This window comes from Erwinia aeris, assembly GCF_041224955.1.
Lineage (GTDB): Bacteria > Pseudomonadota > Gammaproteobacteria > Enterobacterales > Enterobacteriaceae > Erwinia > Erwinia aeris.
Genome location: NZ_JBGFFX010000004.1, coordinates 276,368 through 296,955 on the forward strand (window position 1 = coordinate 276,368; position 20,588 = coordinate 296,955).

Genomic DNA, 20,588 nt, shown 5'->3' on the forward strand with positions numbered 1-20,588 from the left:
GGAGCGGCATATGGCCATTCGTACCGGTATTATTGGCAAAGAGGCGCGAACGTTATTGCCAGGCAGAGAGCGGAAAAAAGTCGGCGCCGTACTGACCGAAAAAGTGGTGCCGGCGATGCAGTCGACGCTGCCCGGACAGCTTTTACCGGCGCATTACCCGTGGTGCTTTATTCTGCCGCCGTTGCGGAAAAAAGGCCGCTTTTACGTGGGGGCATTGGTCAACAGCCGCGCGGCGGGGCTTTCGGCCATTTACGCCGCCGTCAGCGTGCAATGGCTGCAAAAGGAACTGGCGTCTGATTTTCATATCGCCTTCTGGCTGGCGAGAATTATGATGGCGCAGCAAAATCAGGATGGCGTGGTTAATCAAGATATCTATTTGAAAAACTGGGTTAATTTATTACGGTCTCGCTACTCCCCGTTTCGCGAACGGCTGCTTAATGAGCGCTATCGCTTCAGTTATCATGCGGATTTGCTGTTGGCGGAGCTGAGCGAGTACGACAGAAGCATCACGGAGGAAAAAGGCGTCGGCAGCATGCCCTGGCCGGACTGGCCGGAAATTATCCAGACGGATCGCAAAGCGTGGCTCTGGCGGCAAAGCCGCTACGGCAAAATTATCGATTCGCAGCACATTATCTGCTGAAAAGGAGAGGGAGAGGCGCTCCCTTAGGGTGCAATACAAACCAAGGATTAGGTGTTGATATGGCAAGAACCATAACGTTAAGCAGCTCAGCAATGCCGCTTTTGCTGGGTGAAACCGCGCTGGTATTAACGAAGCTGGAAGGCAAGGAGTCGTTCTCTTCTTTATATACCTACAAGCTAACTGCCAAAACGCCAGCCAGCGATCTTATTCCCTGGCAGTCAGCGGCGAACGTGGATATTAAAGCACTGATCGGTAAAGAGATGACCGTGTCGATAGAGCTGGACGGCAACGGGCTGGATGAATTGATGGGCATCGGCGCGGGCAGCCGGGAAATCTCCGGCCTGGTGCAGCGTGCCAGGTTTCTGGGGCGGGATGCGAATCAGGCCATCTTTGAAATTATCCTTCGCCCCTGGCTTTACCTGACGGAGCTGACCTCCGACTTCAAGATCTTCCAGCAAAAAACGGTGGTGGAGATTATTGACGAGGTGCTGGAGGAATATAACTTTCCGCTGGAAAAACGGCTAACCGGTTCTTATCCCCAGCTGGATTTTCAGGTGCAATACGGTGAAACGGATTTTAATTTTATCGAGCGCCTGATGGAGGAGTGGGGGATTTACTGGTTTTTTGAGCATGAAGACCAGAAGCATAAGCTGGTGCTGGTGGATCACGTTGGCGCGCACAAGCGTTTTTCCAGCGAGGCCTGGCATGTGCTGCAATATATGCCGAGCGAACCTAAAGCCGGCCAGGAATATATTACCCGTTTTGAATTTCAGGAAACCATTACCTCCGGCCGGTGGTATACCAACGATTACGATTTTACCAAATCCCGAGCGGATATATCGGCTGCCGACAGCAAGCCTCGTCAAACCACCTTTAACGACATGGAGCTTTACCACTGGCCCGGCGATTACGATCGGCCAGATATCGGCGAACAGCTGGCGAAAGTCCGTATGGAAGAGCGGGGCGCGATCGGATCAAGAGCATCCGGCTCCGGCGAACTGCGGGGCGTGGTATGCGGCACCAACTTCGAGTTGCAAAATTACCCGCTGGAGAAAGCGAACCGGGAATATATGGTCATCTCCAGCGAGCTGATCGTTAGCGATGTCAGCCAGGTGACGGGGATGGGGGATTTCAGTTATCAAAGCCATTTCACCGTTCAGCCTACCACCAAGATTTATCGCCATCCTCAGCTGGCGCTACGCCCAAAAACCAGCGGGCCGCAGACGGCTGTAGTGGTAGGGCCGCCAGGCGAAGATATCTGGACGGATACCTGGGGCCGCATAAAAGTGCGCTTTTTATGGGATCGCTACGGGCACAACCGCGAAACGGATTCCTGCTGGATCCGCGTCAGCCAGGCGTGGGCCGGAAACAATTTTGGCGGGATCTATATCCCACGCGTCGGTCATGAAGTGATCGTGGACTTCATTAATGGCGATCCGGATCGTCCGCTGGTGATCGGCAGCCTCTATAACAACGTCACCATGCCGCCGTGGGATCTGCCTGCCAACGCCACGCAAAGCGGATTAGTGAGCCGCACGGTAGGCGGCGGACGCACCAACTTTAACGGCATCCAGTTTGAGGATAAACCAGGGCTGGAGCAGTACTGGGAACAGGCCGAGCGCGATATGTCCCGCCTGACCAAGCGTAATGAAACGCAAACCATCGGGCTGAATTCCGATCTTGCCGTCGGGGCGACGCGCTCTGTCAGCATCGGTATCAACAGCAATCGAGTGGTTGGCGTTAACGAATCCACCACAGTGAATGGCAGCAGTTCGTTAATGGTGGGGGGCGCGCTGGGCTTTACGGTTGGGGGCGCGCAGTCGGAGTCGATAGGTGGTGCGAAAGGGATTAACGTCGGCGGCGCTTTTATGAATAACGTGGGCGGGTATTACTCGCTTGCCGTCGGCGGCTACATCGGTATGGTTGCGGGCGGCGCTATGTCAGCGACGGCAGGCGGCGCGATGTCGTTGACGGCAGGCGGCGTGCTTTCGCTCTGCGCGGGCAAAATTATCCTGTGCGCTAACCATATCGTGCTTCAGGGAGGACAAGTCGATTTAAATCCTGGCGACTGCTGTAGCTGCTGTAGCTGTGGCGGCGGTGGCGGTGGCGGCGGCTTTGTCGCGGGCGTGCCGAGCCTGAGCGTTTTTGGGTTTGTCGCTCTTCCCTTCCCGCTGCCCCCACTGCCTGTACCAACGCCGACTTCCCCGGCACCGTCGCCGACTATACCCACGCCGGCCCCGACTATACCCACGCCGGCGCCTACCGTTCCCCCGGGCGGCAGGACCACGCCTGTGCCGACCGTGTCCTGAGCCAGTGGTTTAACCGCGCATGGGATAGCAGCCGGCGGCATTATAGCCAGCCCGTCGTTGTTCCAGGCGTTTTATCAGTAACCGGGCTGGCATCAGCCCAACAGCAAGATGAGGTGAAAAATGGGAAGCTGCGCAGCCAGACTTGGCGATGCAATCGCACATGGCGGAGCAATAGTAAGCGGATCGGGAAATGTACACACTAACGGCTGTTGCGCTGCAGCAGCAGGCATCAGCGCCGCAGTGTGCGCTTTTCATGGCGGCGCGCCCGTCGCGTCAGGATCGGGCAGCGTATTTATCAACAACTGCAATGCAGCACGGCTGGGTGACGTCACCGGCTGCGGCGCAGCCGTTGTCTCCGGTTCCGGCAACGTGACTATCGGTGGTTAACTCGTGCAGCTGCTAATGACCTGGCCCGATAATCAGCCCGCTTTCCCGCTTGGCGAAAGTTATACCGTCGAACGCCCGGTCTGCTTCAATCCGCAAAACGGGCAATTTAGCCAGGCCGGTTCGTCGGATGCCCTGTGGTTTTACCGCTCGCCTGGCGGGCCAGTCATCTTCAATACCTGTAAGGATCTGCTTTGTCTGGTTGATAACGGCAGAGTGGCAGAGGGCGAGCGCCGCGTGCTCCGCCTTAATGCGGCGATCCAGCTGGGTCACTATGGCTTTACCGTAGTGGATGATGAAGACGTGCCGGGAGAGGCGCTGTGCCATATGCTGCTTGACGGCGATCCCCTGCAGAAAAGGCCGCTACCCGAAGTGGACGATATTTTGCCCAGCGGCGGGCACTATATGGGCGATTATCGCTACCTTAACGAGGCCGCGGCGGCGGAGACAGAAGCCGCCGCGGACATTCTTGAAGCGCTGGAGGAAGAATACAAAAAGTTTCTTATCTGGGGCGAGCAGCACCGCCACGTAGCCCAGGAACGCCCTACGCTGACCCGGCTTCCCGACTGCGATGATTACTTTGAGGCCGTCCGGGAGGAGATGAAGGCGAAAACGTTGACGGAATGCCTGATCCAGACGCCTTCGCTGATTGATAAGGTCTGGACGGAGCTGAACGTTGAAGGGACAACCGGCCCGCTGATTTTCGATGATGAAAAAACGGATATTTTAAAACTGCTGGCTCCGGAGAATATCGCTTCAAAAGAGAAGCAGACCATACCGGAACTGGTTTTTCACGATCTTTATAAGCCCGGGCTGGACAGCCCTTATTAACCCAGGATGGACCCATTATGCATGATGCAAAATCTTTAACCGCACTGCTGAAAACCACCTCGTTAAGCGATCTGATTGCGGAGGCGGCCGCGAACGTCAAAGCGCGTCCTGACGATAGCGCGTGCCGCAACGCGCTGTTCGGCCTGTACTGCCTTGATGGACGATGGGAAAAAGCGCTGATGCAGCTGCAAACGCTGGCCCTGCTGGATGACGTCGAGCCAAAGCAGTGCGAGCTGGGCAAGAACCTGATCCTCAGCGAGCTGATGCGGGAAGACGTGCTGGCGGGTAAACGCAGCCCTGGCCTGTTTACCGCCGCCGCACCGGAATGGATGACGCTGCTGCATCAGGCGAACAAAGCCCAGGCGGAAAACGAGCCGGAACGGGCCGAGACGCTTCGTCAGCAGGCATTTTCTCTGGCCCCGGAAAGCGCCGGCAGCGGTGAGATAACGGGAAGGTTCGCCTGGATAGCGGACAGCGACGGGCGTATCGGGCCAGCCTGCGAATTTATCAGCGCTGGCGGCTATCGTCAGGTGCCTTTTTCCTCGCTGCAGCTGCTGCACGTTCGTCGACCTGAAGATCTGCTCGATCTGATTTGGACGCCCGCCCATATCAAAACAGACGGCGAGTTTCACTATGGGTACGTGCCTGCCCGCTATCCCCTTACCGCTGAAGCGGAACAGAGCGAGAAGCTGGGGCTGCTTAGCGAATGGCAGCAGGTTTCCGCTATGCTGGCGACGGGCGCTGGCAGAAAGGTGCTGATTACCGATAGTGGGGAATTTTCCCTGCTGGAAGTGGCCGAAATCCGCTTTGGCCAGGTGTAGGCAATGGAAAGAAAACAGAGTTTTTCGCCTACGCTGCTGGAAAGGCTGCTGGACGACGAGCCGAAAAAACAGCGTGAAAGCTACGATGCCTGCTATGTGAGCGCTAAAGAGTTGCGCGCCATCGTGCAAAAAGATATCGCCTGCCTGCTTAACAGCACGAACCTTGAAGAACAGCTGGATGAAGCCCGGCACGGCGCGTTAATGGTCTCCGTGTTTAACTATGGCGTAGCGCCGCTGACGGGCAAATATGCCAGCCACCATAGCTGGCACATTATTGAGAAAAACATCCGCAACGCGCTGCTGCGCTTCGAGCCAAGAATTATTCCGGAAACGCTGCTGGTACGGCCGGTGACAGAGAGGGCGCCGGGACAAAACGGTCAGGTGCTGTTTGAGATAGGCGGCTTGATTAACTGGCAGCCGCAGCCTGTCGATCTCAGCCTGAAAGGCGCTTATGATGCGGAAACGGCGAAGGTAGCGTTAAAATCTTTTTAAGGGCGGGCCGCCGCCCCTTTTCATCCTTACCTGCCGATGGTTAAATCCCCTGACGATAAAAATTCAGGAGGCCCTATGCTGCCATCGCAAACCATCAGTCTGACCATCCCCCGTAACTGGGTTGATCTTTACGAGACCATCTGGAAACCCGACTATTTTCCGAAATGGATCGGCGCCCTTAGCGAAACGACGCTGGAGCAGGACGGCACCTGGTGGAAAATCGTCGGGGCGGAAAGCGCGAAAAAAATCCGTTTCACCGATCACAACCCTTATGGCGTAATGGATCGCTACGTGGATACCGGTTTCGGCAAGGAGACAGTGGTGCCGATGCGGGTGGTTGGCAACGAAGAGGGATCGGAAGTGCTGATGACGATCTTCCGGCAGCCCTTTACCTCCGAGGAAAAATTTGCCGAAGAGATCGCGACGGTCCAGCAAGATTTACAGAGGCTGCATACGCTGCTGACCACCTGAGCCGCCGCGCCGATCTGTTTTGCCCGAAGCGGCCCATCTGCCGCCGTTGTTTATGCGCATCGCCACTCATTAAGGACGTCAGCCAGCAATGAAGATCGTTACCTGCACCGAAGACCGCCACAGCGCCGCTATTCTGGCCATTTTCAACGACGCTATTGTTAATTCTACCGCGCTCTATGACTACGAGCCGCGCCAGCCGGAAAGTATGCAGAGCTGGTTCGCCGTTAAAAGGCAGCATGATTTCCCGGTTATCGGCGTTGAGGATGAGGCGGGCAGGCTAATGGGCTTTGCCAGCTACGGCACTTTTCGCGTGCACGCCGCCTGCCAGTTTACCGTTGAGCATTCAATTTATATCCACCCCGATTTTCGCGGGCAGGGACTGGGTAAAACGCTGCTGGACGCGATCGTTGAGCAGGGACGGGAAAAAGGAATGCATCTGATGATCGGCAGTATTGACGCGGATAACCGCGCCAGCATTGTTCTGCATGAGAAAAAAGGCTTTACGCTGGCCGGAACGCTGAACGAGGTCGCCTGGAAGTTCGACCGCTGGCTGAATCTGGCGTTTTACCAGAAACGGCTGAACGACGGCGCGGCTACGCCAGGCACGTCGCGATAAATTCGCTGGCGCTGCGTGCGCCCTGGGCGGAAATAGTATGGCCAACCGACGCGTCAAATTGGGTGCTGACGACCGCGCCCAGCTCGCGTAGCTGCCTGGCTGCCGCTTCGCTTTCCGCACAGGGAATAACGCTGTCTGCCATGCCGTGGATCAGCATGACCGGCGTTTTCGCCGGCATTTCATAAGGCAGCGGCGACGCCAGCCTGCCGGAAAACGCCACCACGCCCGCGACCGGCCAGCGCCCGGAAACTACGGCGTCCAGCGCCATAATGCTGCCCTGGGAAAAGCCGACCAGCACCACGTTCTCCAGACGATCCTGCATCTGGTGGATTGCCAGAATAGCGCTAAGTTGGCGATCGAAAGCCTCCCGCGCGTGATAAACCCGCTCCGCCCGATTAGCAGACGTGACGCCGCTCAGGCTAAACCACTGATAGCCGGCGCCGTGTTCAAAAGGAAAGGGCGCATTGGGACTGGTGAAAGCCACCCGAGGCAAACCTTCTGCCCAATGCGCGCCCAGTCCGGCCAGATCCTTACCGTTGCTGCCGACGCCGTGCAGTAAAATAATCAATCCTTTCGTCACGGGACTTCTCCTGTTGAGCCGCTCTCCACTGTGGAAACGGTTTCACTCAAGGCTACACGGATCCCATGAGGATGATAATCCCTTGCTCAGCGCGGATATTCCTTCCGAAATGGAAAGAATTACCAGCCGCGATCCCACTCGGCCTCGCCTGCGTAATGCGCTTCAAGGAATTCCGTTAATGCACGCACCTTGTGCGCCAGATGGCGCGCTGGTGGATAGACAGCGTAAAGGCCGAGCGGCGGCATCTCATACTGGCGAAACAGCGGCACGATCGCGCCGCTGCGCAGCTGGTTTCCGGCGATAAACGTCGGCATCCGCGCAATGCCCAGCCCCGCGGCGGCGGCGCTCAGGCAGGCTTCAGCATTGGAAAAGCGCAGCCTGCCTTTTACCGCCACCGACAGAATACGTTCGCTGCCGTCGCGAAACTGCCAGTTCAGCGGCTCGCGAAAATTGGTATCGATGATGCAGTCATGCTGCGCCAGCTGACGCAAATCCTCTGGCGTGCCGTGCGCGCGCAGGTAGCTTTCGCTTGCCGCCACGATAATACGGATATCGCTCAGCCTTCGTGCAATCAGGCTGCTGTCGCTGAGCCTGCCAATACGCAGCGCAAGGTCGAAACCCTCATCCACGATATTGACCATGCGGTCGGCGAAGCTGACGTCCAGCTCAATTTCCGGGTACTCTTTGGCAAAGGCTATCAGCACCGGCGCCAGGCTGCTGGTGCCGAAAGTCAGCGGCGCGGTCAGCTTCAGGCGGCCTGAAGGTTTGCCGGAAGCGTGACGTACCGAGGCGTCCAGCGCGTCGAAGTCGTCCAGAATGCTTTTGATGCGGTCAAAATAGGCCTGGCCTATCTCTGTCGGAAAAAGCGCACGGGTGCTGCGTTTCAGCAGCTGGACGCCCAGCTCGCTCTCCAGGCGGGAAACCAGTTTCGACGCCTGCCCGCTGCTGGTGCCCATGCGTTCCGCGGCAGCGGCGAAGCTTCCCAGCTCCATTACCGCCACCAGCATACGATCACAATCAAGCCGTTCCATCTCCGCCCCTCTGCCTCGGTCGTTATTGTCCTTATGCGCGCGTCGCCTGCCGCTTCCTGTGCAGGCCTGCTACCGACCGTCTGTCGGGCTACCAGAGGGTATAAAAAAATCGGCCAGCAGGCCAGCCAGCGTTGCGGGCGCCTCTTCCGGAATGTAATGACCCACGCCGGCGATAACGCCGCCTTTTACCTCAACCGCCAGCTGTTGCAGCGTCTTCAGCAGGGTATCGCCCACGCTGCCTTCCGCCCCAACGGCCAAAACCGGCATCAATAATTTTTTCTCCGCCCGCTGCCGTGCGGCCGCCAGCGAGGCCGGTGAAAAGCCGGTGCGGTAGTAGCTCAGCGCCGAACGCAGCGCGCCGGGAAGCTGGTTAACGCGGACATACTCTTCCAGATCGGCTGGCGTGATACTCCAGCTCTTCAGGGATTTGGCCGCAAACAGCCAGCTAATCAGCTCGCGTTCGCGGCCCGTAAACAGGATTTCCGGCAAATCGTTCAGTCGATTGAAAGCAAAGTGCCAGCTCTTCACATTGGCTTCGTCAGTGGGAATGCCGGACGGCGGCGGCGGCGAGATGCCCGGCAGCGCGGCGTCGAACAGCGCCAGCCGTTTCACATCTTCCGGCCAGTCGGCCGCCAGCGCATAGCCTATCCAGCTGCCGATATCGTGGCAGACTACATCTATCGGGCCAGACTCGTTCAGCTTCAGCGTGGCGATCAGCTGATGAATATCGTTAGCGGTGGTGGTCATATCATAGCCGTCGGCGGGATGGGCCGAGTCGCCCAGACCACGCGGATCGACCGCAATCACGCGGCGGCCCGCAGCGACCAGCAGCGGCATCACGTAGCGCCAGGCGTACCAGCTTTGCGGCCAGCCGGGCAGCAGCAGCACGGGTTCGCCGCTGCCGCCCGTGACGTAATGAAGACGAATACCGTTGACCTCAACGTACTCCTGGCGGAACTGTTGCCAGAAAGTTGCGGTTTGAAAGGCGGCAATGGCCTGACGGTCGGCCTCAGTGTTGGTAGAGATAAGCATGGTTGCCTCTGCGGTTTGGGTATGATCGTTTCCAAATTGAATGCAATTTGGCCTGTTGGGCGCGCGGCGTCAGGCCGCGCGCAAAAGCGAAATATCAGCCGAGCAGCGTCAGGGCGTTATCAACCAGCTGCGCCATCTCTTCTGTGGTACGGCCGGTTTTTCCCAGCACGCGCATTCCCTGCGTCAGGCACAGCAGCATGGCTGCCGTAGCCGGTACGTTAAGATCGGGAGAAACAGAGCCATCCTGCTGACCCTGGCGCAGAAACTCTTCAAAGCGCGCCTCGTTGGCCCCCAGCGATTGCGTGATACGGCGCGCCAGCTCGTCGTTGCGCGTCGCCAGCTCGACGGCGCAGCTCACCACCAGACAGCCGCGCCGCCCGGTTTCGCCCACGCTGCTTTCGCTGTAGTGGTGCAACAGCGCCTCCACCCTGGCCCGCCCGTTGGGCGCGTGCGCAAGGCGACGGTTCAGCGCCTCGCCGCGCAGCTGCTGGTAGCGGGTCAGCGCGGCCAGGAAAATCGCCTGCTTGTCGGCGAAAGCTTTATACAGGCTGCCGGGCGTGACCTGCATCGCACGGGCCAGCTCGCTGATGGAAGTCCCGGCGTAGCCCTGCTCGCTGAACAGCGCTATAGCGCCGTCCAGAGCAAGATCGGCATCGAATTCGCGCGGGCGTCCCGGCTGACGTAAAGAAGAGGTTTTCATCACTCCATAATAGAGAACGATCGTTTCCTAATCAAGCCGCAACCTGCGCCGCGTTGGTCATAACAGCAGAAAATGCACTACTATCAATTTTTTGGCTGTAAAAGTGAGCTAGCTATGCTGTATCGCCGCTTTGAGAAACTGATCGATATCTTTCAGGACGCCCCCAGCGACACGCCGCCCAATCGCGTCTGGGCTTTTTACGTCTACTATCTGCGCCAGGTGTGGCAGAGCTTTGCCTTACTGCTGGCGATCGGGCTGATCGCTTCGCTGATTGAGGTCGCGCTGTTCCGCTTTTTGAGCACCATTATTGATATGGTGAACACGACGCCCGCCGCCAGCTTCTTTAGCGAACATGCCAGCGAGCTGATCTGGATGGCGGCGGTGGCGCTGGTTTTCAGACCGATCTTTATCGGCCTGCACGATTTGCTGGTGCACCAGACGATCAACCCCGGCATGACCAGCATGATCCGCTGGCAAAACCACAACTACGTGCTGCGCCAGAGCCTGAATTTTTTCCAGAGCGACTTTTCCGGGCGCATCGCCCAGCGCATTATGCAAACCGGCAACGCGCTGCGCGATTCGGCAGTCCAGGCCGTGGATGCGCTCTGGCACGTGCTGATTTACGCCATTACCTCGCTGGTGCTGTTCGCCGAGGCGGACTGGCGGCTGATGATCCCGCTGCTGGTGTGGATTGTGGGCTATGTCGTCAGCATGAGGTATTTCGTGCCGCGCGTGAAATCCCGCTCCGTTGCCTCATCCGACGCGCGTTCGAAGCTGATGGGCACCATTGTGGACGGCTACACCAATATCACCACGCTGAAGCTCTTTGCGCACAGCGATTTGGAAAGAGCCTACGCGCGTGAGGCTATCGGCGATCAAACGGCTAAAACGCGTCAGCAGGGCCGGATGGTCACTAATATGGACGTGGTGGTGACCACGCTCAATGGCCTGCTGATAGTCAGTACCACGGGCCTGGCGCTGTGGCTGTGGACCCAGTCGCTGATTAGCGTGGGCGCTATCGCGCTGGCTACCGGGCTGGTGATCCGTATCGTCAATATGTCCGGCTGGATCATGTGGGTAGTCAACGGCATTTTTGAAAACATCGGTATGGTGCAGGATGGCCTGCAAACTATTGCGCAGCCGGTCAGCGTGGCCGACAAGCCGCAGGCGCCGAGGCTGAAGGTCGATCGGGGTGAAATCCGCTATGAGAACGTCGATTTCAACTATGGCAGCGCGCGCCGGGTGATCGACAAGCTACAGCTGACTATTCGTCCGGGCGAAAAGATTGGCCTGATCGGCCCGTCGGGCGCGGGGAAATCGACGCTGGTGAACCTGCTGCTGCGTCTGTATGACCTGGACGGCGGCCGCATTGTGATTGACGGCCAGGATATCGCGCACGTCAGCCAGGAAAGCCTGCGGGCGCAGATCGGCATGATTACGCAGGATACCTCGCTGCTGCACCGTTCAATTCGCGATAACTTGCTGTACGGCCGACCCGATGCGACAGAAGAACAGTTGCAGCAGGCGATCCATCGTGCGAAGGCCGACGAGTTTATCCCGCTGCTCTCCGATCCGCAGGGCCGCGTCGGACTGGATGCGCAGGTCGGCGAGCGCGGCGTGAAGCTTTCCGGCGGCCAGCGCCAGCGTATCGCTATCGCCAGGGTCTTGCTGAAGGACGCGCCGATCCTGATTATGGATGAGGCGACCTCCGCGCTGGATTCCGAAGTGGAAGCGGCGATCCAGGAGAGTCTGGAGACGCTGATGGGCGGCAAAACGGTGATTGCAATCGCGCACCGTCTTTCCACTATCGCCAAAATGGACAGGCTGGTGGTATTGCAGGAAGGGCGCATCGCCGAGATGGGCAGCCATAGCGAGCTGCTGGCGCTGGATGGGCTGTATGCCCGCCTGTGGCGACATCAGACGGGCGGCTTCGTCGGCGAGGATTAATCAATCAGCGGGCAGCGTCCAGGCTGCCCGTTATTCTCCGTCGCGGCGATAAGGCAGCGATGCGCGGGCTTCCAACGCCCACGCCTGCACGCCGGGCCTTTCCTGATTCAGGTAGTCCGCTACCGCCTCGAATAAGCCTTCATGCCGTAGATAGTGCCAGGATTCGGTGATCACCGGCTCAAAACCCCGCACCAGCTTGTGTTCGCCCTGCGCGCCCGCGTCAAAGCGCTTCAGCCCGTGCGCGATGGCGTAATCCATCCCCTGATAAAAACAGGTTTCAAAATGCAGCCGGTTAAACTCTTCCAGGCAGCCCCAGTAGCGACCGTAAAGCGTTTCGCCGTCCATCAGGCTGAAAGCCATCGCGACGGCTATGCCGTTTTGCGTTGCCAGCACCACGCGAATGGACTGCGGCATTTTCTCCGCCAGCAGGCTGAAGAAAAGGCGGGTGAGATAGGGTCGCTGGCCGCGCACCGCGTAGGTGTTGGCGTAGCAGGCGTAGACAAAGTCCCAGTGCGCTTCGCTGAGCTGATGACCGGCCAGCCACTCGAACGTAAACCCCTGGCTGGCGACCAGCTCGCGCTCTTTGCGTATCTGCTTGCGCTTGCGCGACATCAGCGTATCCAGAAAGTCCTGGAAATCGCGGTAGCCGGGGTTGCGCCAGTGATACTGGCAGCCAAGACGCGGCAGCCAGCGTGCTTCCGCCGCCACCAGCTCGCGGGTTTGCGCATCGCCAAAGTTGATATGGGCGCTGTGCAACTGGCGCTGATGCAGGAAATCGGGCACGTGATGCAGCAGCTTTGCGGCAAAGGCGCGGTCGCCCAGTAGTCTTGCGCCGGTAACGGGACTGAACGGCACGGCGGCCAGCCATTTAGGGTAGTAGGGCAGGCCGGCGCGCTGGCAGGCCTCTGCCCAGGCGTGATCGAAAACGTATTCGCCCATTGAATGGCTTTTGCGGTAGCCCGGCAGCGCGGCGCGGATTTCGCCCTGTTCTTCCCACAACAGGTGCTCCGGCTGCCAGCCGGTGCCTTTTCCCAGGCTGCCGCTCTCTTCCAGCGTGCTGAGAAAGGCGTGACGGAGAAAAGGCTGATCGTCCGGCAGTAGGGCATCCCACTGACTGGCGGGAAGGTCGGCCAACTGCGTCAGAAGGGTTAGCGACATAGGGGCACTCCGTCTTGATGCGGGCAGGGGCGCTGCCCGATTAACTATGACGCTAAAGTGAAGGTTTTGCGTGCGAAGATCAACGTCTTCCCGCACGGGCCGCTAAAGCCTGCGCACCACGGGAGCAGCGCCGGTCGGATAAGTGTTGTCTTCCGGCGTTTCGCCACCGACGCGTTCAATCGGCCCCATCACAAACAGGAAGCAGCAGGCGGCAACGATACAGTGCGCGCCGACAAACACCAGGCCCAGGCTGTAGCTGCCGGTCAGCGCAACCAGGTAACCGAACATGATCGGTGTGATAATGCCGGCGATATTACCGACGCAGTTAAAAATTGCGCCCGCCAGGCCAACCGCTTCCTTCGGCGCGGTGTCGCTGATCACCGCCCAGGTACCCGCTCCGGCCGCCACGCCCTTGCCGTAAAAAGCAAAGGACATAATGGCGATGACCCAAAAGTTGCTGTTGGCGACGGCGGCGGCCATCAGCGTCGCGGCCATCAGCATCCCGACAATGTAAGGCGTTTTGCGCGCCCAGGAGACCGACCAGCCGATGCGGATCAGGTAATCGGAAATAATGCCGCCGGAAATCCCGCCCGCAAAGCCGAACAGCGCTGGCGCCACGGTGGCGAAACCGGCGTGCAGAATATCCATGCCGCGCGCCTGCACCAGATAGACAGGGAACCAGGTAATAAAGAAATAGCTCAGCGCGATGATGCAGTACTGACCGATATAGGCGCACCACAGCATCCGGTTAGTCAGCAGCCTGCGGAAGGTCTCGCGGGAAACGGGGGTTTTCTCCTTACGCTCCTGTACCGAGTCGATATCGATCAGGCCGCCGCCCGCGACGATATGATCCAGCTCCTGCGGCGACACGCTGCGGTGCGCGCGCGGCTCCTGCATATACCAAAGCCAGACGAAGAAGGCCCCGATGCCGATAACGCCCAGCACAAAGAAGGGCCACGGCCAGCCGAATTCGGACACCAGCCAGCCGGAAAGGGGCGAAAAGATGCCGACCGCAAAATACTGCGAGGAGGCGAACAGCGATGAGGCGCGGCCGCGTTCGGCTTTTGGAAACCACATAATGGCGACGCGGGCGTTGGCCGGAAAGCTGGGTGCCTCGATCAGCCCCAGCGCGAAACGCAGCGTGAACATGATCACCAGCGCGCTGGTCAGGCCCGTAGAGAATTCGCCGACAAAGCCCATCGCCAGCGTGGAGATCGACCAGAGCACCAGCGTCACGCCGTACACTCTTTTGGTGCCGAAGCGATCCAGAAACAGGCCGCCGGGGATCTGTCCTATTACATAGGCCCAGCTGAACGCCGACAGGATAAAGCCAAGCTGGATGGGCGAGAGGCCAAACTCATCTTTAATCGCGCCGCCCGCAATCGACAAAATAGAGCGATCCGCATAGGCGATAACGGAAAGAAACAGTATCAGCATTAATATCCACACGCGCACGTGCGATCCGTTTTTAGCAGTCATAGTGCTTACCCTTATTTATTGTCGCTCTGAATACAGGCGCAGAGATGACGAAGCTTGCCGCAGCGGCAGGAGAGAAAGGAAAACGGCCCGCGGGCGTTTTAATCAACTATAGGAGGCGCTTTTCAGGCGGGTCATTGTGCTGTTGTCGGGATTAACGGGAAATTTTTGCGATACATTCAGAAAGATGCACAAGGTGGCTTGAAGCGCTTCACATTCCGCACGTTATCCGCCGCGCTTGCCGCACGGCTTTCCTGGAACGTGCACTGGGTCTGGTTTTCTTTGCGCGCTCTCTTCTATAGGACGCGGTATCTCAGGGATCGATCATGGTCGGCCCGGCGATGCGCAGCACGTTGTAGAACCAGGTTTTTGCCGTGATATCGCCGATTTCGGTGTGCGCATAGAGGAAAACTTCCTGATTCGGCACGTGGAATGGCAGCTCCAGCATCCGGCCGTTGCCGCGACGTGCGTAGATCCTGGCGGCGCTGGAAGGCAGCGTTACCAGCAAATCGCTGGAGGCAATCAGCTCGCCCAGCGCGGCGAAGTGCGGCACTTCCAGCGCGATTTCGCGTTCCAGCTCAAACTCTTTCAGCCGATCTTCCACAATGTGGTGACCGCTGGTGGCAGCGACCACGACATGGCGTTCCTGCATATACTCATCCAGCGACAGGCTCTCTTTAATTCGCGGATGGTCAACGTTGAGCAGACAGACATAGCGTTCATAGGCCATCAGCTCGCGCTGCGCGGAGGAAACCGACTCATTGCGGCTGCACAGCGCCGCGTCGATACGGCCCGTCAGCAGCCATTCGTCCAGCTTGTGCACGTCGACCGGGATCACCTCCAGCTGGATATGCGGCGCCACGCTGCGGAAAAGCGTAATTAGCTTGGGCAGCAGCAGCAGCTCGCCCAGGTCCGTCAGCGCCAGGCGGAACTTATAGCGCGAGGTTTCCGGCGAAAAGATGCGGGTTTCCGCCACGGCTTTTTCTATGCCGGTCAGCGACTTTTTAAACACCTTATAGAGCTGCATCGCGGTCGGCGTCGGCTCCATGCCTTTCCGGCTGCGCTTGAACAGCTCGTCGTTGGTTTCGCTGCGCAGACGGGCGAGCGCGTAGCTGGCGGAAGGCTGCGTAATAAACAGGCGATCGGCGGCGCCGCTGACGCTGCGGGTTTCATAGATAGCGGTAAAAACGCGTACCAGGTTGAGATCCAGCATGGCTACCTCTATAGAGAGTATCTATTAACGAACATTAAAATTATCTATTTGAACTATTTTACACTTCTTTATATCCTTCCGCCAAATTTTGATAAGTTATTCCTTTTGTTGCATATCAAAATTTAACTAATAAAAACATATAGATATAATATTACATCGTGGAATGGCGGCGTCATATGCAGGATGCCGCTGCAGGAGAAAGTCAGTGAAAGGTGAAATCGTAGACGTGATTATCGACTGGATTGAAGCGCATCTGGACGATGGACTGAATATTGAGGCCGTAGCCGCGCGCTCCGGTTATTCTAAATGGCACTTACAACGCGCTTTTAAAGAGAAAAAAGGCATGACCCTGGGCAGCTTTATTCGCTATCGTCGCCTGGACGAGGCGGCAAAAAGCCTGGTGACCTCCCATAAAACCATCATGACCATCTCTATGGATTTGGGATTCTCGTCCCAGCAGTGTTTTCAGCGCGTCTTTAAAAAACACTTTAACGTGACGCCGAGAGATTATCGTAATCAGCATCGCGAGCTGCACTAACTTCGCGCATCTCTGAATAAATACCCTATGAAAAAATATGCTTTTCTTATCGCGTTGGCGATAAGCGGGACCGGTTTTGCTGCCGTTCCCGCTCGGCCAGCGGGCGTTCAGACGACCACGGCGTGCGAGCCGGGTTTTTGCTTACCGCTTGTCCGGGCCGGCGATGAACTGGCGCTGGGCATCGGCAGTATTGACCGGCAGGCGCGCCGGGTACTTGAACCCGCCTCGGCAGGCATGCTGACCGAGCCAACGGAGTAAATCCGTAAAATTCCCCCGGTGCAGGCCTGTGCCGTGAAAAATTTAACATTCCATCAGGTATACTACCGCTCGTGTTAACCTGCTTATGGAATGCTATGGAACGTCTTACTGAAAATCTTATTTACGCCTCGCGCTGGCTGCTGGCACCTATTTATCTCGGGCTGTCGCTGGGCCTGCTGGCGCTGGCGATCAAGTTCTTCCAGGAAGTTTTTCATCTGCTGCCCAACGTGCTGGCTATGGCGGAAAACGATCTGGTGCTGGTGCTGCTGTCGATGATTGACCTGACGCTGGTTGGCGGCCTGCTGGTGATGGTGATGCTCTCCGGCTATGAAAACTTCGTTTCCAGGCTGGATATCTCCGAGCACAAAGAGAAGCTGAGCTGGCTGGGGAAAATGGATTCCGGCTCGCTGAAGAATAAAGTGGCGGCCTCTATTGTGGCGATCTCTTCTATTCATCTGCTGCGCGTGTTTATGGATGCGCGCAATATTCCTGATAACAAGCTGATGTGGTACGTCATTATTCATCTGACGTTTGTGTTGTCCGCCTTTGTGATGGGCTATCTGGACGCGATGTCCCGTAAAGATAAAAACGCCCTGCACTGATTGCGCTTTGCCCGGAGCGGCTCCGGGCAATCCTGCCGTTATTTAGCGCCCGCCGCGAATTTCACTTGCCTCCCGACCGGCAAATCGCATAAAAAAGCGGTTCTTCTTGCCGATAAAGAATTATTCGTCCGCTTCGCCTCCTTCTGCCTGCCCGTTTCTGGCCTCCGCTTTGCATGTCTTAGCGAAGAGCGCTGCGTCGGCACGGAGCGCGGCGCGTTTATGTCACCAAGGAAAACCATGTCAGATGATTAGTCGACGCCGGTTAATAATGGGCACCGGCGCAGCCATGTTGGCGATGACCGCCGGAAAACTGTTTGCCAGAGAAGACATTATTCCCCTGTGGCCGGACGAGCCGCCGGGCGGGGGCGGGCCGGGCGGCAATCTGCATGTGTCCGCCAGCGGCGCCTGGTCGAATATCGTCAGTCCCGCTATTCAGCGCTTTCAGCCGCAGGAGCCTAACGGCTCGGCGGTGCTGATCGCGGCGGGCGGCGGCTATCGCTGGATCGGCATGGGCGGCGAAGCCTGGCCGGTGGCGCGCTGGCTGAATGCCCGTGGCTATACGGCCTACGTGCTGAGCTATCGGCTGCCGCACGAAAAATGGCACGCGGGACGGCTCGCGCCCTTTCAGGATGCACAGCGCGCAATCAGGCTGGTGCGCTCGATGGAGCGGAAAGTACATCTGCTGGGCTTTTCCGCTGGCGGCCACCTGATGGGCATGTCGGCGGCGCGGCCTGGTTTCGTAACCTATGCGCCGCAGGATACGCTGGATCAGATTGCGCCGGTCGCGGACAGCGTCGCCCTGATTTATCCGGTGATCACGCTGGAAGCGCCTTACACCCATACGCGTACCCACAGTGAAATCGTCGGAAAAAACGCTTCGCCAGCGGATGAGGCGGGCTGGTCGGTGGAAAATTACGTTACGCGTAGCTTCCCACCTACCTTTCTGGCCCAGGCGGACGACGATCGCACCTCAAATCCGCACAACACGCAGATTATGCACGACGCCTGTCGGCGCATGGGCGTGCCGGTCGAACAGATCAAAATTACGCGAGGCGGACATGGTTTTGGTCTGGGAAGGGCGGGGACGCCTGCGGCTATCTGGGATGAGGCTTACGCTATCTGGCTGGCGGGACGTCGGTAAATGCTTTGGCGCCTTCCGTGGCGCCGTCTGGCCAGGCTATTTTCTGAGCCGTACCAGATCGACCGCATGGTCGGTGCTTTTGGTCATGATCAGGCTGGCTCTTTCACGAGTCGGCAGGATATTCTCTTTCAGATTCATCAGATTAATCTCCTCCCACAGCTGCGTGGCGATGCCTACGGCCTCGTCTTCAGGCAGCTTTGCGTAGTGATGGAAGTAGGAATCCGGATCGGTAAACGCGCCCTGACGGAACTTCAGGAAGCGATTAATGTACCAGTGGCGCAGCAGATCTTCCGGCGCGTCCACATAGATAGAGAAGTCGACGAAATCGGAAACAAAAACGTGATGCGGATCGTGCGGGTAATCCATACCGCTTTGCAGCACGTTCAGCCCTTCCAAAATCAATATATCCGGCTGCTGCACGACCTTGTCGCCGTCAGGAATAACATCGTAGATCAAATGCGAATAGACCGGTGCGGTGACCTGAGCGGCACCAGACTTGAGGGCGGAGACGAAATTCACCAGGCGATGCATATCGTAAGATTGCGGAAAGCCCTTTTTCTTCATCAGGCCGCGCTCTTTTAACACCTCGTTGGGGTGCAAAAACCCGTCCGTGGTAATCAGCTCGACGCGACGATGCTCCGGCCAGCGGCTCAGCAGCGCCTGCAACACGCGAGCCGTGGTGCTTTTCCCTACGGCCACGCTGCCGGCGATACTGATGATATAGGGGATCTTCTGGCCATTGGTGCCCAGGAACTGCTCCAGCACCGCCTGACGGCGTAAATCGGAATTGATATAGAAGTTAAGCAGACGCGATAACGGCAGATAGATCTCCGCGACCTCATTAAGAGAAAGATCTTCGTTTATCCCCTCGAGCCGGGCAATTTCTTCTTTGCTCAGGGTCATCGGCACGGAATCACGCAGCGCGGCCCATTGCGAACGGTTAAATTGCAGATAGGGTGTGGTCAACAAGGATTCTTTTTTACTCATATACATGCTTCTGCCAGCAAGAACTTGCCTGTTGTGGCGTGCGCAGAGAAGACGCTGTCCGCTGCTGCCGCTCGCGTAACTAAGGTAAATTTCAGAAAACAATGGGCAGGAGGTTAACACCAGACGGGGCGGAATCAGAAGGAAAAATAAAAACGACCAACGCAAACGTAACGGCGACCGCATTTATTGAAAAATAAACGCGCGCTTTATGAAAACGACAGCGAAAACAGCAGCCGATTCGCTTTGCGCAGGCGCCAGGGGAATGCTGCTGGACAAACAGAGAAAGAAATCGCCGCTTTTGCGCTGGCTAAAAAATAGCAATATCGTCGCTTCTTTGTACGGTTCCGTTGACGGGCAGCAAGATTTTGCGAAGAATTGCACAAATAACAGCCATAAGAACTTTTATCGCAATTTTTTTGTTGCATCCCGCCGCCACACTTCCTAGAATGCGCACCACTTGATGCCGGCTTAGCTCAGTTGGTAGAGCAACTGACTTGTAATCAGTAGGTCACCAGTTCGATTCCGGTAGCCGGCACCATCAAGTACCCCAGGTGGGGTTCCCGAGCGGCCAAAGGGAGCAGACTGTAAATCTGCCGTCATCGACTTCGAAGGTTCGAATCCTTCCCCCACCACCATTAATACTGCTTGCAGTGTTAATGAGAGGCAGAAACTTCCAGATTCCCCATGGGGAATGATGAGAAGCTTCGACCTCGAAGGTTTGACCCGGCAGGGCAAGGAACAGTGTGACTTAATCCTTCCCCCACCACCATTAATATCGTTCGCGATGTTAATGAGAGGCAGAGTTTTTCAGCTTCCCCACGGGGAAGGACGAGAAGCTTCGACCTCGAAGGTTTGAACCGAAGGGCACGGAACGCAGTGACGTGAATCCTTCCTGTAAAGAAGCACCTATTCAGTCCTGACGTTTAACGGCTGAAGCCAGATGAAAGCAACAGCGTTCATCAACAGATTTTAGACTGAGCTCAAGCACAGTCGGAGTCATCAAGCAAATGCGGGTTGACTCGAAGAGCAGAAAAGCGTTTCTGTTGTTCACAAGCTACAGACAGAACAGGTAGCCGAGTTCCAGGATGCGGGCATCGTATAATGGCTATTACCTCAGCCTTCCAAGCTGATGATGCGGGTTCGATTCCCGCTGCCCGCTCCAAGCCGTGCTGATATGGCTCAGTTGGTAGAGCGCACCCTTGGTAAGGGTGAGGTCCCCAGTTCGACTCTGGGTATCAGCACCACTTCTAAATCTCCCTCCCTGATTCTTCTCTGTGCGTTAAAATTCAACAGTTCAGGCAATGCCTGGTTGATGTGGTGATATCACCGATTTATCCGTGTCTTAGAGGGACAAGCGATGT

At 57.4% G+C, this 20,588-nt stretch carries 22 protein-coding genes and 4 tRNA genes; 18 read left to right on the forward strand and 8 right to left on the reverse strand.

Annotated elements, in window-relative coordinates:
• The first annotated feature begins 10 nt into the window (after window positions 1–10).
• The 8 genes from AB6T85_RS09725 to AB6T85_RS09760 all read left to right on the forward strand — a co-directional run bounded on the left by AB6T85_RS09725 (window position 11) and on the right by AB6T85_RS09760 (window position 6,564).
• Window positions 11–640, forward strand: a complete 630-nt coding sequence (locus AB6T85_RS09725; RefSeq protein ID WP_369895415.1) for a hypothetical protein — start codon at window positions 11–13, stop codon at window positions 638–640.
• Window positions 641–732: 92 nt separating this feature from the next.
• The gene (locus AB6T85_RS09730) at window positions 733–2,949 is read left to right on the forward strand and encodes a type VI secretion system Vgr family protein (RefSeq protein WP_369895431.1); all 2,217 of its coding nucleotides are present in this window, start codon (window positions 733–735) and stop codon (window positions 2,947–2,949) included.
• Between the two features lie 120 nt (window positions 2,950–3,069).
• A complete protein-coding gene (locus tag AB6T85_RS09735) occupies window positions 3,070–3,336 on the forward strand; it encodes a PAAR domain-containing protein (protein WP_253456345.1) in 267 nt (88 codons plus the stop codon).
• A gap of 15 nt (window positions 3,337–3,351) precedes the next feature.
• Window positions 3,352–4,164 (forward strand): TagK domain-containing protein, encoded by an 813-nt coding sequence (locus AB6T85_RS09740; protein WP_369895416.1) that lies wholly within the window; start codon window positions 3,352–3,354, stop codon window positions 4,162–4,164.
• Between the two features lie 17 nt (window positions 4,165–4,181).
• Window positions 4,182–4,985, forward strand: a complete 804-nt coding sequence (locus tag AB6T85_RS09745; protein WP_253456339.1) for a type VI secretion system accessory protein TagJ — start codon at window positions 4,182–4,184, stop codon at window positions 4,983–4,985.
• Between the two features lie 3 nt (window positions 4,986–4,988).
• Window positions 4,989–5,477 (forward strand): type VI secretion system baseplate subunit TssE, encoded by a 489-nt coding sequence (tssE, locus tag AB6T85_RS09750; RefSeq protein ID WP_369895418.1) that lies wholly within the window; start codon window positions 4,989–4,991, stop codon window positions 5,475–5,477.
• 75 nt (window positions 5,478–5,552) lie between these two features.
• On the forward strand, window positions 5,553–5,948 hold the full coding sequence (locus AB6T85_RS09755) for a polyketide cyclase (RefSeq protein ID WP_253456333.1): 396 nt from the start codon (window positions 5,553–5,555) through the stop codon (window positions 5,946–5,948).
• 88 nt (window positions 5,949–6,036) lie between these two features.
• The gene (locus AB6T85_RS09760; RefSeq protein ID WP_253456330.1) at window positions 6,037–6,564 is read left to right on the forward strand and encodes a GNAT family N-acetyltransferase; all 528 of its coding nucleotides are present in this window, start codon (window positions 6,037–6,039) and stop codon (window positions 6,562–6,564) included.
• On the opposite strand, the gene AB6T85_RS09765 is transcribed toward AB6T85_RS09760, so the two are convergent.
• From AB6T85_RS09765 to AB6T85_RS09780, 4 genes are all read right to left on the reverse strand, one after another.
• Window positions 6,542–7,144 (reverse strand): alpha/beta hydrolase, encoded by a 603-nt coding sequence (locus tag AB6T85_RS09765; RefSeq protein ID WP_253456327.1) that lies wholly within the window; start codon window positions 7,142–7,144, stop codon window positions 6,542–6,544. The genes AB6T85_RS09760 and AB6T85_RS09765 overlap by 23 nt on opposite strands.
• 119 nt (window positions 7,145–7,263) lie before the next feature.
• The gene (locus tag AB6T85_RS09770) at window positions 7,264–8,175 is read right to left on the reverse strand and encodes a LysR family transcriptional regulator (RefSeq protein WP_301252810.1); all 912 of its coding nucleotides are present in this window, start codon (window positions 8,173–8,175) and stop codon (window positions 7,264–7,266) included.
• A gap of 69 nt (window positions 8,176–8,244) precedes the next feature.
• On the reverse strand, window positions 8,245–9,207 hold the full coding sequence (locus tag AB6T85_RS09775; RefSeq protein ID WP_369895421.1) for an alpha/beta fold hydrolase: 963 nt from the start codon (window positions 9,205–9,207) through the stop codon (window positions 8,245–8,247).
• A 94-nt stretch (window positions 9,208–9,301) separates the two neighbouring features.
• Window positions 9,302–9,907, reverse strand: a complete 606-nt coding sequence (locus tag AB6T85_RS09780) for a TetR/AcrR family transcriptional regulator (protein WP_369895422.1) — start codon at window positions 9,905–9,907, stop codon at window positions 9,302–9,304.
• Window positions 9,908–10,021: 114 nt separating this feature from the next.
• On the opposite strand from AB6T85_RS09780, the gene AB6T85_RS09785 reads away from it, so the two are divergent.
• Complete coding sequence (locus AB6T85_RS09785; RefSeq protein ID WP_253456315.1) at window positions 10,022–11,854, forward strand: ABC transporter ATP-binding protein; 1,833 nt, start codon at window positions 10,022–10,024, stop codon at window positions 11,852–11,854.
• Between the two features lie 30 nt (window positions 11,855–11,884).
• On the opposite strand, the gene AB6T85_RS09790 is transcribed toward AB6T85_RS09785, so the two are convergent.
• The 3 genes from AB6T85_RS09790 to AB6T85_RS09800 form a co-directional block, all read right to left on the reverse strand.
• Window positions 11,885–13,012: a GNAT family N-acetyltransferase gene (locus AB6T85_RS09790; protein ID WP_369895424.1), complete on the reverse strand. Its 1,128-nt coding sequence runs from the start codon at window positions 13,010–13,012 to the stop codon at window positions 11,885–11,887.
• 102 nt (window positions 13,013–13,114) lie between these two features.
• Entirely contained in the window at window positions 13,115–14,491 is a 1,377-nt protein-coding gene (locus tag AB6T85_RS09795; RefSeq protein ID WP_253456309.1) for an MFS transporter, read from the reverse strand.
• Between the two features lie 310 nt (window positions 14,492–14,801).
• Entirely contained in the window at window positions 14,802–15,701 is a 900-nt protein-coding gene (locus AB6T85_RS09800; RefSeq protein WP_125289359.1) for a LysR family transcriptional regulator, read from the reverse strand.
• 163 nt (window positions 15,702–15,864) lie between these two features.
• Between AB6T85_RS09800 and AB6T85_RS09805 the strand changes: the two genes are divergently transcribed.
• From AB6T85_RS09805 to AB6T85_RS09820, 4 genes are all read left to right on the forward strand, one after another.
• On the forward strand, window positions 15,865–16,239 hold the full coding sequence (locus tag AB6T85_RS09805; protein ID WP_301730638.1) for a helix-turn-helix domain-containing protein: 375 nt from the start codon (window positions 15,865–15,867) through the stop codon (window positions 16,237–16,239).
• A gap of 27 nt (window positions 16,240–16,266) precedes the next feature.
• On the forward strand, window positions 16,267–16,497 hold the full coding sequence (locus AB6T85_RS09810) for a hypothetical protein (RefSeq protein WP_253456306.1): 231 nt from the start codon (window positions 16,267–16,269) through the stop codon (window positions 16,495–16,497).
• A gap of 95 nt (window positions 16,498–16,592) precedes the next feature.
• Complete coding sequence (locus AB6T85_RS09815) at window positions 16,593–17,099, forward strand: TIGR00645 family protein (RefSeq protein ID WP_125289362.1); 507 nt, start codon at window positions 16,593–16,595, stop codon at window positions 17,097–17,099.
• Between the two features lie 244 nt (window positions 17,100–17,343).
• Window positions 17,344–18,240: an alpha/beta hydrolase gene (locus AB6T85_RS09820; RefSeq protein WP_253456303.1), complete on the forward strand. Its 897-nt coding sequence runs from the start codon at window positions 17,344–17,346 to the stop codon at window positions 18,238–18,240.
• Window positions 18,241–18,276: 36 nt separating this feature from the next.
• Here the strand turns inward: AB6T85_RS09820 and coaA are convergent, their stop codons facing one another.
• Window positions 18,277–19,227, reverse strand: coding sequence for a type I pantothenate kinase (gene coaA, locus AB6T85_RS09825; protein WP_253456300.1), 951 nt, complete (start codon window positions 19,225–19,227; stop codon window positions 18,277–18,279).
• Between the two features lie 208 nt (window positions 19,228–19,435).
• Between coaA and AB6T85_RS09830 the strand changes: the two genes are divergently transcribed.
• From AB6T85_RS09830 to AB6T85_RS09850, 5 genes are all read left to right on the forward strand, one after another.
• On the forward strand, window positions 19,436–19,672 hold the full coding sequence (locus AB6T85_RS09830) for a hypothetical protein (protein ID WP_253456297.1): 237 nt from the start codon (window positions 19,436–19,438) through the stop codon (window positions 19,670–19,672).
• A gap of 17 nt (window positions 19,673–19,689) precedes the next feature.
• Window positions 19,690–19,765: transfer RNA gene (locus AB6T85_RS09835), tRNA-Thr, on the forward strand.
• Between the two features lie 12 nt (window positions 19,766–19,777).
• Window positions 19,778–19,862, forward strand: a tRNA-Tyr gene (locus AB6T85_RS09840).
• 452 nt (window positions 19,863–20,314) lie between these two features.
• Window positions 20,315–20,389, forward strand: a tRNA-Gly gene (locus AB6T85_RS09845).
• 6 nt (window positions 20,390–20,395) lie between these two features.
• Window positions 20,396–20,471, forward strand: a tRNA-Thr gene (locus AB6T85_RS09850).
• Window positions 20,472–20,588: the final 117 nt, after the last annotated feature.

Excerpts from the sequence above, each read along its gene's own strand:
- AB6T85_RS09785 (WP_253456315.1), top strand. The coding sequence starts at position 10,022 with ATGCTGTATCGCCGCTTTGAGAAACTGATCGATATCTTTCAGGACGCC.
- AB6T85_RS09770 (WP_301252810.1), bottom strand. The coding sequence starts at position 8,175 with ATGGAACGGCTTGATTGTGATCGTATGCTGGTGGCGGTAATGGAGCTG.
- AB6T85_RS09780 (WP_369895422.1), bottom strand. The coding sequence starts at position 9,907 with ATGAAAACCTCTTCTTTACGTCAGCCGGGACGCCCGCGCGAATTCGAT.
- AB6T85_RS09790 (WP_369895424.1), bottom strand. The coding sequence starts at position 13,012 with ATGTCGCTAACCCTTCTGACGCAGTTGGCCGACCTTCCCGCCAGTCAG.
- coaA (WP_253456300.1), bottom strand. The coding sequence starts at position 19,227 with ATGAGTAAAAAAGAATCCTTGTTGACCACACCCTATCTGCAATTTAAC.
- AB6T85_RS09760 (WP_253456330.1), top strand. The coding sequence starts at position 6,037 with ATGAAGATCGTTACCTGCACCGAAGACCGCCACAGCGCCGCTATTCTG.
- AB6T85_RS09745 (WP_253456339.1), top strand. The coding sequence starts at position 4,182 with ATGCATGATGCAAAATCTTTAACCGCACTGCTGAAAACCACCTCGTTA.
- AB6T85_RS09730 (WP_369895431.1), top strand. The coding sequence starts at position 733 with ATGCCGCTTTTGCTGGGTGAAACCGCGCTGGTATTAACGAAGCTGGAA.
- AB6T85_RS09775 (WP_369895421.1), bottom strand. The coding sequence starts at position 9,207 with ATGCTTATCTCTACCAACACTGAGGCCGACCGTCAGGCCATTGCCGCC.
- AB6T85_RS09735 (WP_253456345.1), top strand. The coding sequence starts at position 3,070 with ATGGGAAGCTGCGCAGCCAGACTTGGCGATGCAATCGCACATGGCGGA.
- AB6T85_RS09815 (WP_125289362.1), top strand. The coding sequence starts at position 16,593 with ATGGAACGTCTTACTGAAAATCTTATTTACGCCTCGCGCTGGCTGCTG.
- AB6T85_RS09810 (WP_253456306.1), top strand. The coding sequence starts at position 16,267 with ATGAAAAAATATGCTTTTCTTATCGCGTTGGCGATAAGCGGGACCGGT.
- AB6T85_RS09800 (WP_125289359.1), bottom strand. The coding sequence starts at position 15,701 with ATGCTGGATCTCAACCTGGTACGCGTTTTTACCGCTATCTATGAAACC.
- tssE (WP_369895418.1), top strand. The coding sequence starts at position 4,989 with ATGGAAAGAAAACAGAGTTTTTCGCCTACGCTGCTGGAAAGGCTGCTG.
- AB6T85_RS09805 (WP_301730638.1), top strand. The coding sequence starts at position 15,865 with ATGGCGGCGTCATATGCAGGATGCCGCTGCAGGAGAAAGTCAGTGAAA.
- AB6T85_RS09725 (WP_369895415.1), top strand. The coding sequence starts at position 11 with ATGGCCATTCGTACCGGTATTATTGGCAAAGAGGCGCGAACGTTATTG.
- AB6T85_RS09820 (WP_253456303.1), top strand. The coding sequence starts at position 17,344 with ATGATTAGTCGACGCCGGTTAATAATGGGCACCGGCGCAGCCATGTTG.
- AB6T85_RS09795 (WP_253456309.1), bottom strand. The coding sequence starts at position 14,491 with ATGACTGCTAAAAACGGATCGCACGTGCGCGTGTGGATATTAATGCTG.
- AB6T85_RS09830 (WP_253456297.1), top strand. The coding sequence starts at position 19,436 with ATGAAAACGACAGCGAAAACAGCAGCCGATTCGCTTTGCGCAGGCGCC.
- AB6T85_RS09755 (WP_253456333.1), top strand. The coding sequence starts at position 5,553 with ATGCTGCCATCGCAAACCATCAGTCTGACCATCCCCCGTAACTGGGTT.
- AB6T85_RS09740 (WP_369895416.1), top strand. The coding sequence starts at position 3,352 with ATGACCTGGCCCGATAATCAGCCCGCTTTCCCGCTTGGCGAAAGTTAT.